At 44.3% G+C, this 16,172-nt stretch carries 20 protein-coding genes; all 20 read right to left on the minus strand.

Translation table 11 applies throughout. From position 1 onward, the window contains the following. Positions 1–17 precede the first annotated feature (17 nt). Positions 18–884 (minus strand): NAD(+)/NADH kinase, encoded by an 867-nt coding sequence (locus DXB73_RS00620; RefSeq protein ID WP_022025173.1) that lies wholly within the window; start codon positions 882–884, stop codon positions 18–20. Further along, positions 856–1,737 carry a TlyA family RNA methyltransferase gene (locus DXB73_RS00625; RefSeq protein ID WP_243034666.1) on the minus strand — a complete coding sequence of 294 codons (882 nt, stop codon included), beginning with the start codon at positions 1,735–1,737 and terminating at the stop codon, positions 856–858. The genes DXB73_RS00620 and DXB73_RS00625 overlap by 29 nt, the downstream gene beginning before the upstream one ends. Continuing rightward, positions 1,734–3,608 carry a 1-deoxy-D-xylulose-5-phosphate synthase gene (gene dxs / locus DXB73_RS00630; RefSeq protein ID WP_118689798.1) on the minus strand — a complete coding sequence of 625 codons (1,875 nt, stop codon included), beginning with the start codon at positions 3,606–3,608 and terminating at the stop codon, positions 1,734–1,736. The genes DXB73_RS00625 and dxs overlap by 4 nt, the downstream gene beginning before the upstream one ends. Positions 3,609–3,696: 88 nt before the next feature. Next, entirely contained in the window at positions 3,697–4,596 is a 900-nt protein-coding gene (locus DXB73_RS00635; RefSeq protein ID WP_118690032.1) for a polyprenyl synthetase family protein, read from the minus strand. A gap of 5 nt (positions 4,597–4,601) precedes the next feature. Then, complete coding sequence (xseB, locus tag DXB73_RS00640; protein WP_022024374.1) at positions 4,602–4,802, minus strand: exodeoxyribonuclease VII small subunit; 201 nt, start codon at positions 4,800–4,802, stop codon at positions 4,602–4,604. A gap of 15 nt (positions 4,803–4,817) precedes the next feature. After that, positions 4,818–6,041: an exodeoxyribonuclease VII large subunit gene (gene xseA, locus DXB73_RS00645; protein ID WP_118689799.1), complete on the minus strand. Its 1,224-nt coding sequence runs from the start codon at positions 6,039–6,041 to the stop codon at positions 4,818–4,820. Next, positions 6,025–6,465, minus strand: a complete 441-nt coding sequence (gene nusB, locus DXB73_RS00650) for a transcription antitermination factor NusB (RefSeq protein WP_022024376.1) — start codon at positions 6,463–6,465, stop codon at positions 6,025–6,027. The genes xseA and nusB overlap by 17 nt, the downstream gene beginning before the upstream one ends. Before the next feature lie 17 nt (positions 6,466–6,482). Next, positions 6,483–6,842 (minus strand): Asp23/Gls24 family envelope stress response protein, encoded by a 360-nt coding sequence (locus DXB73_RS00655; protein WP_022024377.1) that lies wholly within the window; start codon positions 6,840–6,842, stop codon positions 6,483–6,485. A gap of 123 nt (positions 6,843–6,965) precedes the next feature. Beyond that, on the minus strand, positions 6,966–7,694 hold the full coding sequence (locus DXB73_RS00660; protein ID WP_118689800.1) for a SpoIIIAH-like family protein: 729 nt from the start codon (positions 7,692–7,694) through the stop codon (positions 6,966–6,968). A gap of 61 nt (positions 7,695–7,755) precedes the next feature. Then, positions 7,756–8,361: a stage III sporulation protein AG gene (locus DXB73_RS00665; protein ID WP_022024379.1), complete on the minus strand. Its 606-nt coding sequence runs from the start codon at positions 8,359–8,361 to the stop codon at positions 7,756–7,758. Next, positions 8,352–8,852 (minus strand): stage III sporulation protein AF, encoded by a 501-nt coding sequence (locus DXB73_RS00670; protein WP_118689801.1) that lies wholly within the window; start codon positions 8,850–8,852, stop codon positions 8,352–8,354. The genes DXB73_RS00665 and DXB73_RS00670 overlap by 10 nt, the downstream gene beginning before the upstream one ends. Before the next feature lie 100 nt (positions 8,853–8,952). Beyond that, positions 8,953–10,008: a stage III sporulation protein AE gene (locus tag DXB73_RS00675; RefSeq protein ID WP_118689802.1), complete on the minus strand. Its 1,056-nt coding sequence runs from the start codon at positions 10,006–10,008 to the stop codon at positions 8,953–8,955. 12 nt (positions 10,009–10,020) lie between these two features. Further along, a complete protein-coding gene (locus tag DXB73_RS00680; protein ID WP_022024381.1) occupies positions 10,021–10,401 on the minus strand; it encodes a SpoIIIAC/SpoIIIAD family protein in 381 nt (126 codons plus the stop codon). Positions 10,402–10,408: 7 nt separating this feature from the next. Further along, positions 10,409–10,552 carry a hypothetical protein gene (locus tag DXB73_RS14425; protein ID WP_182448157.1) on the minus strand — a complete coding sequence of 48 codons (144 nt, stop codon included), beginning with the start codon at positions 10,550–10,552 and terminating at the stop codon, positions 10,409–10,411. A gap of 49 nt (positions 10,553–10,601) precedes the next feature. Next, complete coding sequence (gene spoIIIAC, locus DXB73_RS00685) at positions 10,602–10,796, minus strand: stage III sporulation protein AC (protein WP_022024382.1); 195 nt, start codon at positions 10,794–10,796, stop codon at positions 10,602–10,604. Between the two features lie 24 nt (positions 10,797–10,820). Continuing rightward, positions 10,821–11,345 carry a stage III sporulation protein AB gene (locus DXB73_RS00690; RefSeq protein ID WP_118689803.1) on the minus strand — a complete coding sequence of 175 codons (525 nt, stop codon included), beginning with the start codon at positions 11,343–11,345 and terminating at the stop codon, positions 10,821–10,823. 24 nt (positions 11,346–11,369) lie between these two features. Next, positions 11,370–12,329, minus strand: coding sequence for a stage III sporulation protein AA (gene spoIIIAA, locus DXB73_RS00695; protein WP_347559505.1), 960 nt, complete (start codon positions 12,327–12,329; stop codon positions 11,370–11,372). Between the two features lie 859 nt (positions 12,330–13,188). After that, entirely contained in the window at positions 13,189–13,935 is a 747-nt protein-coding gene (gene tpiA, locus DXB73_RS00700; RefSeq protein WP_118507919.1) for a triose-phosphate isomerase, read from the minus strand. A 69-nt stretch (positions 13,936–14,004) separates the two neighbouring features. Next, a complete protein-coding gene (locus DXB73_RS00705) occupies positions 14,005–14,676 on the minus strand; it encodes an Ig-like domain-containing protein (RefSeq protein ID WP_118689804.1) in 672 nt (223 codons plus the stop codon). An 86-nt stretch (positions 14,677–14,762) separates the two neighbouring features. Continuing rightward, positions 14,763–15,965 carry a phosphoglycerate kinase gene (locus DXB73_RS00710; RefSeq protein ID WP_118689805.1) on the minus strand — a complete coding sequence of 401 codons (1,203 nt, stop codon included), beginning with the start codon at positions 15,963–15,965 and terminating at the stop codon, positions 14,763–14,765. Between the last annotated feature and the right edge of the window lie 207 nt (positions 15,966–16,172).

Below are 16,172 nucleotides of genomic sequence, written 5' to 3' on the forward strand. Positions count from 1 at the left end.
GATTTCTGCCGTTAGCATTAGTTGCCGTTTAATTTCTGCCGCATCTTCTCATAGAAATTCAATCCGGATAATTTGATGAAATCAGTCGTAGCATGCGGCACCTCGAGTACAAGTCTGTCACCCGTTTTCAACATACCAACCGTCCGCCCATCTGCCTGCAGCACTGCCGTATCCTCCCCGGCTTCTTTCGTCTGTCCGATTTCCAGGACAATACGTTCTTTAGCATCTAACAAAAGACTCCGCTTGTTAAGAGAGTGTGCACATATCGGTGTGATCACCGTTGCATGCAGTCCCGGTACCAACACCGGTCCTCCTGCCGACAGATTGTATCCGGTCGACCCGGTCGGTGTCGCCACGATCAGTCCGTCTGCACGATAAATATCTACAAGTTCCTCCCCCTGAAATACTTTCACCGTGATCAAGCGGCATTCACCCTGTTTGGCGATCACCATATCATTTAATGCATAACAGGATGTGCGGCTGTCTTCCCCCTTAAATTTTGCGGTTTCTTTTAACATGATACGACTCTCTGTCGTATAATCATCCTTAAGCAGCCGTTCCAGCGCCTCTTCCAGATTTTGGCATTCCACTTCCGTCAAAAACCCGAGCGTTCCCGTATTTACTCCCAAAATCGGCACATCACAATGAACCAGATCGATCGCTGCCTGTATCATCGTGCCATCTCCACCAAGCACGATCGCACACTCAGCGTCTTTGGGAATATCCTGTACCGCCGTAAAATGCCTGATCCCTCCGGTTTCTTCCAGAAAATTTGGTAATATGACGCAATCTGCATCGTGCGCACGCAAATATTGCACTGCCCTCTGTGCAATCTGTGCATTAGCCCCTTTATCGCTATTCGTGATGATACAAAAATGCCTCATGCGCTGCCTCCACTGTCTCTTTGGCAAGTGCCAAATACTGTTGTTCGAACTGTTCTTCTGCCTTCTGATCTGCTTCTTCTGCAATTTCCGTAAGTGCCTGCGCATCTTGCGGTTTTTCTATGTACAACAGATACTCTATATTACCCTCCGGTCCTTTGATCGGTGAATAACTTAACCCTAAGATCTCAAATCCCATAGATAGTGCATATGTCATTATATGACATACCACTTCTTCATGAACCTTTTTATCCCGGACCACACCTTTTTTGCCAACCTTCTCTCTGCCTGCTTCAAATTGTGGTTTCACAAGACATACAACCCTGCCGCCGTTTTTCAACAGATTCCATACCGGGATCAATACCTTGGTCAAAGAAATAAAAGCAACATCTATGGAGGAAAAGTCAATCGGGTCGGCAATATCTTCCGGCGTAACATATCGTATATTCGTCTTTTCCATGGATACTACCCGCTCATCCTGACGCAATTTCCAAGCCAGTTGGTTTGTCCCTACATCAATAGCATACACCTTAACCGCACCATTTTGCAGCATGCAGTCGGTAAAACCACCGGTAGAAGATCCTACGTCCATACACAGCTTGTCCTGTAATGGCACATGCCAAAGTTCCATTGCCTTTTCCAGTTTATATCCTCCTCGGCTGACATACTTCATCGGCGTTCCCTTGATGCGGATCTGCGCATCTTCTGCAAACGTACTTCCCGCTTTATCTTCGCGTTGTTCCTCAACAAAAACATTACCTGTCATAATAATGGCTTTCGCTTTTTCTCTGGATTCTGCTAACCCACGCTTTACAAGTAAAACATCCAGCCGTTCTTTCTTTTTTTTCTCTTTCACTGCTGCCTCCATACCTGTTCAATACGAGCCGCCACGCTCTCCGCATCCTGGCCGTATTTACTTCGTAACTGTTGCACCGTTCCGTGTTCTATAAATGCATCCGGCAATGCGATATTAACGATCTTCGGACACTTTTCACCCCGCTCTGTCGCTGCATACCATGCTGCAACTGCCTGTCCAAAACCTCCGGTGATCACACCGTCTTCCATCGTCACAACAATGGAATGCTGTGCTGCCACCTGCTTTAACATTTGCTCATCCATCGGCTTGACAAATCTGGCATTGATCAACGTAGGATCTAATCCCTTTTGCTGAAGCATTTCCACCACATGAACTGCGACTTCAACCATACTTCCCACAGCAATAACAGCTATATCCCGTCCGGTGTGTATCCATTCAGACCTTCCCACTCGGATCGCTTCTCTATGATCCGACAGCCCATCGTACGCCGCTCCTCTGCTATACCGGATTGCAACCGGTCCTTCCTGTGCAAACGCAAAACTGAACATATCCTCTAATTCCTGCGAATTTTTTGGGGCCATTACTGTCAGATTTGGCATCTGTGACAAAAAGGCAATATCAAAGATTCCCTGATGCGTCTCACCATCACTTCCGACCAATCCGGCGCGATCCACCGCAAAGACAACCGGAAGGCTGCCAATGCAGACGTCATGCAGTATTTGATCATAGGCACGCTGCAAAAAAGTAGAATACAATGCCACGACCGGTCTGCTGCCGCCTAACGCAAGCCCCGCTGCAAAAGTCACTGCATGTTCCTCGGCAATGCCAACATCAAAAAAGCGATCCGGGTATTGCTCAGCAACAGCAGATAATCCGGTACCGGTTGGCATTGCAGCCGAAATGGCCACGACATCTTCCCGATCTTCCATTGTCTCTAGCATCACATTTTGAAACACCTTGGTATAGGTCGGTACATCTTTTTTGCTATGAAGTAATGTACCATCCGATACCCGAAACGGTCCCACACCGTGAAACGAAGAAGGGTCTTTCTGTGCAGGCGGATACCCCTTTCCTTTTTGTGTGACCACATGAACGATTACCGCTGCATTTAATTTAGAAGCACTATTAAATGCCGTTACCATCTGTCCTATATCATGGCCATCAATAGGACCAATATAAGTGATTCCCATATCCTCAAACAACATTCCCGGAATGAAGATACGTTTGATCAAATCTTTGACACCGCGTATCCGCTCTGTTAAACGATTTCCAAAATGCGGCAATTTCTCCAAAGCATTCTCCACATCCTGCTTTAACTCCGTATAATTAGTATCGGTACGGATCTTACCTAAATAGTTCGACATTCCACCTACATTTTTGGAAATTGACATTTGGTTATCATTTAATACGATGATCATATTGGATCTGAGTCTGGCTGCATTATTTAACGCTTCATACGCCATTCCTCCAGACAGAGCACCATCTCCGATCACTGCAAATATCTTATTATGTCTGCCCTGTAGATCTCTCGCTTTGGCAAGTCCCAGCGCAGCACTGATCGATGTTGAACTGTGCCCGGTATCCATCGCATCACATTCACTCTCTCCACGTTTTGGAAAACCACTCATGCCGCCATACTGTCTAAGGCTGTCAAACGCATCCTGTCGCCCGGTCAATATCTTATGCGTATAGCACTGATGTCCCACATCCCATACAATCTTATCTTCCGGCAGATCACAGCACAGATGCATTGCCATCGTCAACTCCACCACTCCCAGATTGGAGGCGAGATGTCCTCCCGTTCTGCTGACCTTGCGCACAAGAAATCTACGGATCTCTCGCGCTAACTCCCGGTATTCGGACGGATCTATCAATTTAATATCATTTGCTTCTTTTATCTGCTCTAACATTACAGTAGTCTGTCATTCCTTTCTATATCCGCTGATTCTGATCCGCAGACATAATTCTTTCTTTGCAAATATTATCCATCAAAAGTATTTATTTCTTGCGGTGGATCAACGACACGATCAGTTGATCTAAAAATTGATTTTCTTCTGAAAGATTTTCTAATATCTCCACAGCTTCTTTGGAATACCCTTCGACTGCTTCCTCTGCTTCTCTCATCCCATGCAAAGATACATAGGTTGTCTTTTCATTACGCAGATCGCTGCCTATCGGTTTACCAAGCTCTTCCGCCGTACTTGTCAAGTCTAGAATATCATCCTGGATCTGAAAAGCTAACCCGACTAATCTGCCGACACACTCTATCTGTGCAATCTCTTCTTCAGCGGCGCCGGCTAAAGCAGCCCCGGCCATCAAAGAAGCCTCTAACAGTGCACTCGTCTTATAACGATATATAAAATCGAGCTGCTCTTCCGAAATCGGCTTGCCGGTCAATTCCACATCGACCACCTGACCTCCTACCATTCCATATACTCCGGCTTTGCGGCTTAAAATCTGCAGTGCCTTCAAACCATTTGCCGGATCCTTCAGCTTAAGTGCACCTTCCACCGCTGTTTCATATGCATAATTGAGTAAAGCATCCCCGGCAAGGATCCCCATATCTTCACCATAGACGATATGTGTGGTTTTGCGGCCACGACGATACTCATCATTATCCATCGCCGGGAGATCATCATGCACGAGAGAATACGTATGGATCATCTCAATTGCTGCCATAAACGGTTCAATCTCAGCTTCATCACTGCCGCCAAACAACCGATAAGCTTCTAACATGAGCATCGGTCTGAGACGCTTGCCACCCGCCATCAGACTATATTCCATCGCATCTGCAATCGTCTTTTGCATCGTAATATTCTTTGGCAATGCACTCACTAATACCTTTTCTATTGTGGATACTCGCGCATTTAATGCATCCTGAAATTGTTCTTGTGTCATACTTGTCACCCCTCTGTTTCCTCCTGCTCTATGATCTCCAGTTTCTTTTCTACTTTGTCAATTGTATCACTACAATGTTTGATCAGTTTCATTCCCTCTTCATATTTTTGAAAGGACTCCTCCAACGACAGATCCCCCTGCTGCAAGCTGCCAATGATCGTGTCTAACTGCTCGAAAGATTCCTCTATGCTCAATTTTTTTGCCATAATTTATCTGCCTTTCTAGCGCTTTGATGCTACATCCTGCACCACAACATCTGCTTGTCCATCTTTCAAAGTAAGGGTCAATCGCTGTCCCTTTTTCAACTGATCGATCGACTTAATATTATTGCCGGCGTCATCTGCCACATAAGCATAACCACCTTGCAATTTATAGAGCGGTGAAAGCCCCTTTAACTCTTCTGCATACAACGCCATCTGATGCTTTGCTGAAGTAAGTTTTTGTTCCAGCAAACGCTTTAAGCGTTCCTCACTGTCCGCCAAATATAACCTGCGCTGTCGGATCTGATCCTGTGGACTGGAATGAGATAATGCCATTTCATATCTGGTCAGCAAGATTTTCTTCAACTTGATCAAATGATAGATACTTTGCTGTAATTGTCTCGCAGATTCTCTAAGTTCCATCATAAGATCCCGGTAAGAATACACTGCTAATTCTGCGGCCGCCGATGGGGTCGGTGCTCGCATATCCGCTGCATAGTCTGTCAGCGTTGTATCCGTTTCATGTCCTACTGCTGAAATGATCGGTTTTGTACACGCAGCCACCACTCGAACCAGTTCCTCTTCATTGAACGCCCACAGATCCTCGATAGATCCACCTCCACGCCCGATAATGATCGTATCTACATCCGTCTTTTCAAAATAACGAATTCCCCGGATCACTGTCTGTGCAGCTCCCTCTCCCTGTACCTTGGCAGGATACAACCGTATCTGTACATACGGATTACGTCGATGGGTTACATTACAGATATCCTGTATAACCGCACCTGTCTGAGCTGTCACCACACCGATCGTCTTCGCATATTTGGGAAGTGGCTTTTTATTTTCTTCGTCAAAAAGCCCCTCCTCAAGGAGGCGCTTTTTTCGTTTTTCATATTCTTCGTATAATTTACCGGCACCCTGCATACTAATATCACGGGCATACAACTGATATCTTCCATCTCTTTCATATACACTGATGCTCCCATACACAAGAACATTCTGTCCCTCTTCCAATCGGAACGTCATACCTCTTGTATAACTTGCAAACATCACGCAGGAAATCTGTGCTGCTTCATCTTTTAACGTGAAATAAATATGACCGGAAGAATGATATTTAAGATTTGATATTTCTCCCTGCACCTGCACGCGGCTCAACAAATAATCTCTGACAAACAGATTTTTGATATACTGGTTGATCTGCGAAACCGAGCATATCTTTTCGACACCGCTACTGCGTCTCTGCATCCGTATTGCTCCTTTCGCGTACAACGGCAGCTAACACTCCATTAATATAACGCGGTGAACTATCGCCACAATACTGTTTTGCAAGCTCTACAGCCTCATTCACAGCCACATTATCCGGTACGTTTTCATCAAACATGATCTCATAAACTGCCAGACGAAGTACGGTCAGATCCGCCTTTGGCAATCGACCCACTTTCCATCCGGTAGATTTGTCATTGATCATGGAGTCCAGCTCCTCTACATGAGCAGCCACTCCATGAAATTTATCTGCTAATTCTATACGATCTGCCTCTCTGATCTCCTGCAGATCATCCATAAAAAGAGCCAACTGTTCATCTAACTCTGCATCTTTGTGAAACTCCAACTGAAATAACATACGGTATAGTTGTTCCCGCATTTCTTTTCTTGTCAATTTCCTAGCCATTCTTGTTCAATTCTCCTCTACTCATTGCCCAGATTTACTCCGGATACACGTACATTAACCTCTGAAACCGTAAGACCCGTCATCGTCTCAATCTGCTGGCTTACTCTCTCCTGTACCTGCTCGGTCACCTTTGGAATGCTGTATCCATATCGTACACTTATCATCATGTCTACATGCACAACACCTAACTCCATCTGTACCTTAACGCCCTTCGTTAATTTTTTCTTGCCAAGCATTCCTGCCAGTTCATTGGTAAGTGTACCTGCCATAGCATATACACCATCAACCTCCGTTGCCGCCAATCCGGCAATCGCTGCAACAACATCGGCTGCAATCTTTACTTCGCCAATACTTTTATTTTTCTGTTCGTTAGCCACGATAATAACCTCCTTTTATCCGCTGATATTATAACCTGTCATTTGTGTGCTATGCATATTTCAGGAAAGCATCAGCACCTCACAGTTTATTATATCAAAAAACAGGAGATTTGCAATGTATTACTAATTTTTCTCAATCTGCACCGGTGTAATAACAATATTTTCTGCCGCAAATCCTGTCTTACGTTTCACAATATCAATAATCTGAGCCATCTGTTTGCTGCTTAACTCCTCTGCATTAACAACAACATCCGCACTCTTGTCACTCAGGCTGACCATTGCATCTGCAAATCCCTTTGCCTCTAACATCATCTCCGTCGCATTTTCTTTTTCCGACAATTTAGTGATCGCAGCCACTTCTTTGACCGCTGCTTTTTTGTCCGCAGAGGCTAACGCCTTATTATTGACAATCTCTAACAAAGTTTCCTTATTTTTGGCACGCGTCTGTTCCCTGGAAAGTTTTGCCGAAGAAAAATAATCCGTCCCGATCGTATTGGATACCATAACTGCTTCTCCCGGATTTTCCTGTGACGCTACGACCTCTCCGTTATCATTGACCGTAACTTTTGCACTGTCTTCTTCGGATATATCTTTCGTCACCGCATCCTTTTTACTGTCCGCCTTTTTGGCAGTTGTCTTGGCGCCTTTCTTTGATATCTTCGTCGTTTTACTCTCTTTTTTGTCCGTTTTTTTACCATCCGTCTTCACCGTACTCTGTGTCTGTTTTGCATCTTTCTGCAGAATATTACCGGTCGCAATCTCCTGTCCCGTAAAATTCAAATATCCTGCCACCACGATCATCACCGCAAGGGCAGTAATGATAATTTGATTTTTGTGTACAAGCTTTTTCATAAACTTCCCTCTTTTCTGCGTATTTCAGCAACTATCTCATTTGCCGCATACGCTGCATATGTTATTTCATCTTCATTACCCTAATTTTATGTGCCTGCACCGGAAATAATGCCTGCACCGCTGCAATTATTTCTGTGTCTGTCTGACCACTATCGGCCCCCGACGCCACGACTACCACGCCTTCAATCTCCGGCGTTAATATCTGCACCAGATATGGCGTATCCTGTCCATCTTTGCGGACAAGAACACTTTCCGTTGTCGCCGATTCCTTCTGCCGTTTGGACCCGGTTCCATCCTCTCCTGTACTTTCCGTTGTTGCAGAATCATTTTGCAGCGTTACCCGCTCTTCCGATGAAGCAAGAGTGATCATCACCTGCACATCACCCACTCCATCTACCTTTCTTAACAGTTCACAAAGTTCCTTTTCTATCTTTTTGTTATATTGCTCCATAGCATCTAACGCAATCTGCTCTGATGCCTCCTCTGATGTCACATCCGATGAGTTTTCCTGCTTTCCGATCTTCTTTTGAGAACCACCTGTCCCCGGCAAAGAGAGCACCAACAGTACAATGCCTACTGCCACGATCACAAGGATCTTGGGGAGCCCAATATCTTGAAGCCGCAATGGTTCTTTCCCCTCCGAGCCCCATATATTTTTTAGATCCATATTTCTACCTGCTCTTTCTGCAGTTTATATTGACTGCATAATTGGTTCTTAAATTGCCGCAATTGCTCCTTTGTGACCTTGCTGGTTTCCTCTGTTTTCAGATGCAGTTCTATCTTGTGAATCACTCCCTTTGCATCCGCTTTCACAGTTACCTCATCCGCAGGCAGAGCATGCTGCCCGGCCTGCTTCTTAATCTGCTCTTCTAACTGCTCCATATATTGCTGCATAATAACCTCCTGTCTCCTGCCCTCCGTAACTGCGAGCTGCTCTTGGATATCATTTACATCCATTTGAAATAAATATTGCTCCACCGTATCATGCCAAGCCGTATCTTGATGTATAACGCGTAGCACCGGACTGACTACCAGCAAGATCAGTACGATCCCACTAAAAAAGCGAAAATACTGCTCATACTGCGGTTTCATGATCAAGCCGCGCAGAACCGTTACCAAAATAACGTAAATGATAATCTGTCGGATCCACTCCTGCATACGACAATCTCCCCTTCCTGTATCAGATCATTCTGCCAATCTGAAATCAAGTTCCCCCTCATCTGATCATACTAACAATCCGAACCCGGATTTTTCTGTATCAAGTCATGCTGCTGATGACCAAAATAGACGCAATAAACAACATGGCACCAAATGCTACGGCACGCACCAGCAATGCTAAAGATTCTTTAATCGCTCCTAAACAGCGTATAACGCGTGGTTCTGACACCGGCTGTACTACGGCCGCCACCAGTTGATAGCCAAACTGCCAAAATAACAACTTAAGTAATGGCACTGCACAGAGTAAAAATACGACAAGCACGCCGGCAACACCAACCGCATTTTTTACCAATTTAGCGGCAACAAGCACCGTATTTGTCACTGTGCTGATCGTGTTTCCCACACCCGGTATCGCGCCCCCCGCCTTGATCAATGTAGAATTTTGAAGTTCTGCTGACACCGGAACGATCAAGCCTTGAATCACATTGATCCCCATCATGATCCCAAACATTGTCTTCAGCGCCAATGTAACCAGATCTTTCACCAGCTCTGCCATCTTGCCAAACATTTCCTCTTCTGATAGTTCGTTGGCAAGCTGCAGCAAAAAAAATACATTAATAGCAGGTAACAGTATCTTCACTAAAACCAGATCAATGACGGCTACGATGACTAATGTGAATTCATAGTATACCGCCCCCGCTCCTGCTCCACTGGCAAAACTCATACTGATGAAATACGCCGGTGTCAGCACCTTGATAAACTCTAACAATCCGGATAACGTCTGCACTGCCAGCGTTGATGCCTGCATAAATGCACCTGTTAATACCGAAAACAGTAACAGATACACCCCATAAAATGCTGTTGTTGCAACTTGTTTTCCCTGCATCAGCTTGGAAAAATTCGCAATAACTGCTCCAATGACCGCCAAGAGCAATACATACAACAGCATACTCTTTTGCTGACCGATATTCCCGAAAACACTCTGAATCAATTGTCTTCCCATATCAGTAGGATCAAACGGGACCTTTCCCTGTATGATAGATGCAACATAATCCATAAAAGAAATAGAAGAGTTCCCCATCAACGTATCCAAAACACTCTGGATCTCATCTCCGGATATTTCATCTAAGATCACATCTGTCCCATTCTCAGCCATAGGTGCCTCCTTTCATATTCCCATTTGCCCGATCAATGTGATCAAATTTTGAATGATCGGTATGCTAACCGCCAGCAGCATGATTTTTCCAAAAAATTCAATCTGCCCTGCCACAGCACCAAATCCGGCATCTTTACATATTTCTGCACCAAATTCTGCAATATAAGAAATCCCTATCATTTTGAGCAAAACCTGCAGATATAACGCTCCACTTCCAAGCGCCTCCTCCACTTCCCTGATCATTGTCAGGATATTCTCAAGCTTAGATAATGAAATTCCCATGATCAAAAGGCACGCTGCCAAAACAACCCACAGACTTTGTCCTGCCTTTTCCCCTTTTAACAATAGAGCTAATAACGCCCCCATCACTCCGATCACTGCAACTTTCAGCATAGTACTCCTACATTCCTTTCCCCATCTGCAAAGCTTGATCTACGCGATCATCACTCAGCTCTTTTCTCACCTGCAAGGCTTGATCTACGCGATCATCCCACAGCTCTTTTCCCACCTGCAAAGCTTGATCTACATGACCGATCTTCAGCACTCTTCCACCCTGCCCCCCTTCCTCGCTCTTCCTATCCGCAAGGTTTCCTTTAGACGATAAATAACTGTTCTATCGTCTGAAACAACTCCTGAATATAAGGTACAACCCACAGTAATACTAAGATCAGTCCGGCAAGACTTACCAAAAAAGCCTGCTCCTCACGGCCGGAATGTTTCAGCACCTGTCCCAAAACAGACACTAAGATCCCCACTGCAGCTATCTTAAAAATCAAATTGATTGTCATAAGACTCCTGCCTTTCCACTTTTGCTATACTAACAAGATTACCAGAAAACATCCTGCCGTCACCCCCACAACACGATACACACGTGCCTGTGTCTGAGATTCACTGCGAATCTTATTCACAACTTTATGTAATCTTTGTTCGTGCAGCTTTAACATATGCAGCTGCGTTTTACGATCTGTCTGCCCTAATGCACGTCCCACCTCCTGCAAAATATATTGTTCTTCCTGTCCCAAAAAACAGATAGGTGAAAGACCGGTTTTACGCTTAGTTTCTTCTCTCCACACTTCCCATAACCGCACAGAATCCCCGCGCTCTAACCGTTCTATGATACGCTGCCATAATTCCGAAAAATAAATACTTTCTACCTGTAAGATTTTTAAGATATCAATCATATCATTACCGGCATACTCCATTTCCCCGTATAACCGCTGCAATAACACCTCCAATTCCTCTAATATACGTATTCGTCTTTTAAGCCCCACAGCCATCATCATTCCTCCGCCGACACATCCTGTCATAACTAATATACAACCGATCCACTTTAACATCTCTTCCGCTTCTCCTCCCTGTGGTCACATTATCGTAGAACCTCTGTCATCGAAAATCGCTTTCACATTACCGATGCCATCCCCTAACAATACATAGCGCTCAAAGAACCGGTGTTTGATCAAACGCTCAATTCCCGGTTTACGCTTTATCTCGTCCATACTCGCTCCATGTACCGTTGCCAGCAGCTTCACTCCGCTATTAGCGGCATATTCCATCGCATCCACATCTTCCATCGAGCCAATTTCGTCCACGGCAATAACCTGTGGAGCCATCGACCTAACCAGCAATATCATTCCCTCTACTTTGGGGCATCCATCCAAAATATCCGTCCTACAACCAAGATCATTTTGTGGTACACCATGATAACACGATCCAATTTCCGAACGTTCATCGACAACACCAACAGTCACTCCCTCAAAGTGTTCTCCTCGTACCCCTTTCGTTATGCCCGAGGATAAAATACGGATAATATCCCGCAATAACGTTGTTTTACCACCACACGGCGGAGACAGGATCAATGTATTGTGAATACTATCTCCTCCCTGCAAATACGGAAAAATACGATCAGCACAGCCTATCACTTCATGTGCCAGACGGATATTCAGACAGGATATGTATTGCATCCCTTTGATGTGCTGCTGATCTTGTATGATCCTGCCCGCCAGTCCTACGCGATGTCCACCGCGGATTGTCAAAAAGCCCTGCTTGATCTCTTGTTCGTATGCATAACGAGAATAATTACTCATATATTCCATGGATTCCTTCAATTGCTCCCGTTCCACACACACCGCTTGTCTCGCTTCATGAACCATGCCGCCACGCCGTGCCAAGAAATATTCTTTTTGCCGATACCGCAAAATAACCGGTTTACCGACACGCAAACGTATTTCCTGCAGCCCCTCCCAGTCAATGGAAAGAGATTGTACCTTTTGCCGAATCTCTCCCGGTAAAATGCGCATGATTTCCTGTTTTTTATCCTCCACCAATTCATCCTGCCTCCTATCACCTTTCTTACTCTCCAATATATGCGGCCTGTCCGAATATATGAATTATTTACTCAAACTTCCCATACCGGAAGTAATTTCCAACCACATTTTGCTTATTATGTCGGTAATAAATAGAATATTTTGCAGCCAACAAACTAAATTGTTCTGCCATCCGAGAACTAAGATAATTGCCGCAGAACGCAATGTTTTTTACGTGATTTCTTATTTTGTTAAGTCTCTGATGAATACATGCCTAAAGGAGTGTTTGAGACGTCCCGGTTTAGCAAGGTATCATCCATTTTTGGACGGGACGCTTTCGCTACAATGCGCTACGTTACGTTACTTAATGTCTCTGAAATACGAGACATAAGTAACGACGAGCGCAAAGTCCCTTTCAAAAATGATGAATACCTTGCTTCCGGGACTTCGAGTTCTCCGTAAGGCATGTAAATCATACATCAGAGACAACAAAATTTAGAAATCACGATAAAAACAAAATGCGGCAAGGCAATTACTATAGTTCTCGGATGGCAGAAACCACTTTTTAGTGGCTGCAAAATACAATATAGTCATTGACATAATAAGCAAAATGTGGTTGTGTCGAATTTGAAGTGTGGGAAGTTTGAGTTATCTATTGGCAAAGATTGTTTTGGCTGACCTTACCGAATACAATGTTTTTGTTGTAACAAAAAAGTTGCTGCTCCACGAGTTTACTCGTGGATGCAGCAACTTCTTTTAAGAATTGCTAATATAAATTTCAACCATATATTACGGTTACATACTTATTATGCATTTGCAAAGATAGCGCTATTCCATAGTTGTATTACGCATCTACAAATATAGTGCCAAAATCGCATTACGCATTAACAACCTGACCGAACTCAGCTTTCAATGATGCGCCACCGATCAAACCACCATCGATGTCTGGTTTTGCAAGCAGCTCTGCTGCGTTGCCGGCATTCATAGATCCACCATACTGAATGCGAACTGCCTCTGCAGTAGCTTCATCATAGATCTCAGCGATGCAGTCACGGATGCCCTTGCAAACTTCCTGTGCCTGATCAGAAGTAGCTGTCTTACCAGTTCCGATTGCCCAGATTGGCTCATAAGCGATTACCATGCTCTTCACCTGATCTGCTGTGATTCCGGCAAGATCAGACTTGATCTGAAGACGGATCCAGTCCATTGTTACGCCCATCTCGCGCTGCTCTAAAGACTCACCACAGCAAAGGATCGGTGTCAAACCAGCTTCAAATGCCTTCTTTACTTTCTTATTCAAAAGAACATCGTCCTCTTTGAAGTAATCACGACGCTCAGAATGTCCAATGATCACATACTTAACACCAGCATCTACTAACATTGCTGCAGAGATTTCGCCTGTGTATGCGCCGCTCTCTTCGAAATACATATTCTCAGCACCAACTGCTACGTTTGTGCCCTTAACAGCCTCTACAACCGGTACAATGTCGATTGCCGGTACGCAATATACAACATCTACTGCATCGTTCTTAACTAAATCTTTTAACTCGTTTACTAAAGCAACTGCCTCACTAGGAGTTTTGTTCATTTTCCAGTTACCTGCAATAATTCTCTTTCTTGCCATGATCCTATTTCCTTTCTACAACAATTTACTTATGGGTGCCATCTTTACGATCCATAAAGAAATCCCCATTTACTTTACTTTATACTTTGTCACTTTACTCTTAATCCCATTCTTAGACTTCGCCCATACCGTAATACGGGTTCCCTTTTTCATCTTCTTAGTCTTAATCGTAAAGTTTCCTTTTGCATTTGTCTTTTTGGAATATATCTTCTTTCGATATTTAACATAAACCGTACTTCCCGCCGTTGTCTTTCCCTTTACGACTTTGCGCTTTGTCACCTTCGTTACCTTAGGCTTCACCGGCGCAGTGCGATCCGATAAGATAAACTTCATCTTATCTCCGGAATACTGGTCTTTCGTATACAAATGCAGATAGTATGTACCATTACTAAGAGTAATATCTTTCGTTAATGTCCAGTCTTGCGGTCCATTCATCTTTTCATCCGATGTGCCGGCATACACCAGCTTGTAATTTTGATTTAAGATCTCAAAATATCCTGCATTATAGGCTGCCTTCAGACGAACTTTAGTCTTCTTTGCTAAAGAAAAATAATAGAAAGACTCACTGCTACGCGGCAAAGAGGTCTTGTACCACTTGTCGAGCGTGATCATCGTCTCACTTCCCTTAGCAGAAGACGCTAACGATGCTGCTTCTACCTTTGCAGGCGCAAAAGATGCACCTGTAAATGCTATGGACAATGCCACGCATACAGCAATGCCCCTGGTAATAATTTTCTTCATACACTTCCCTCATTTCTTATAACAAATAATAAGAGACGTCCTGCACTTTTGACCAAGTGCAGGACTATCCCCTCTAATAGTTATTATTATTTATCGTCTGCTGCAACAACACCAGGAAGATCTTTACCCTCTAAGAACTCGAGAGATGCTCCACCACCTGTAGAGATGTGTGTCATCTTGTCGCCGAAACCTAACTGGTTGCATGCAGCTGCAGAGTCACCACCACCGATAATTGTGGTTGCACCCTCTAAGTCAGCCATTGCCTGTGCTACTGCGATTGTGCCCTTTGCAAAGTTAGGCATCTCGAAACATCCCATAGGTCCGTTCCATACAACTGTCTTAGCACCCTTTATAGCATCTGCGAAAAGCTCTGCTGTCTTAGGTCCTACATCAAGACCCTCCATGTCAGCTGGGATCTCGCCACGACCTACTACCTTGAAGTTTGCATCGTTAGAGAAATCATCAGCTACTACTGTATCAACAGGGATCAAAAGCTTAACACCTTTCTCCTCTGCCTTCTTCTCCATCTTCAATGCATACTCTTCATAGTCTTCCTCAAGAAGAGATTTACCAACTTCCTCACCGTGAGCAGCCATGAATGTATATGCCATACCACCGCCGATGATCAGTGTGTCAACCTTATCTAACAGGTTCTCAATAACAGAGATCTTAGAAGAAACCTTAGCACCACCAAGGATTGCTACGAATGGTCTCTCCGGATTGTTAACTGCATTTCCAAGGAAATCAATCTCTTTCTGCATCAGGTAACCTACTACGCAGTCACCCTTTACGAACTCTGTAACACCTACGTTAGAGCAGTGTGCTCTATGAGCTGTACCGAATGCATCGTTAACAAATACATCAGCAAGAGAAGCGAGTTCCTTAGAGAAAGCCTCTCCGTTCTTGGTCTCTTCTGCACGATAACGAGTATTCTCAAGAAGGATAACATCACCATCGTTCATAGCAGCTACTGCAGCCTTTGCATTCTCACCAACAACGTTAGCATCTGCTGCAAATTTAACTTCCTGTCCAAGAAGCTCTGTCAATCTCTTAGCAACCGGTGCCAAAGAAAGCTCTGGCTTTGGCTCTCCCTTTGGCTTACCAAGGTGGGAGCAAAGGATTACCTTTCCGCCATCAGCGATCAGTTTTTTGATGGTAGGAAGTGCTGCAACAAGACGGTTCTCATCTGTGATATTTAAGTCAGCATCCAATGGTACGTTAAAATCGCAGCGAACTAATACTTTTTTGCCTTTTACATTGATATCATCAACGGATTTTTTATTTAACATATTAACCTCATTTCTGTGCACAGACCATTTCTTAACAGACGATGATTCGTGCACGCAACTATCATCTGTTTTCTATAATACGCATCCTTATGGGGCGATCTTTCTTTATAGAAACGTTCGTTTTCTAAAAGAAAAAAACGGATCCGGTCCCAAAAGACCGGACCCGTATATGGATCATATCCGTACATTGTCCATTGCAGACAATGT

It is taken from the genome of Clostridium sp. OM05-6BH (genome assembly GCF_003481635.1).
Taxonomy (GTDB): Bacteria; Bacillota; Clostridia; order Lachnospirales; family Lachnospiraceae; genus Butyribacter.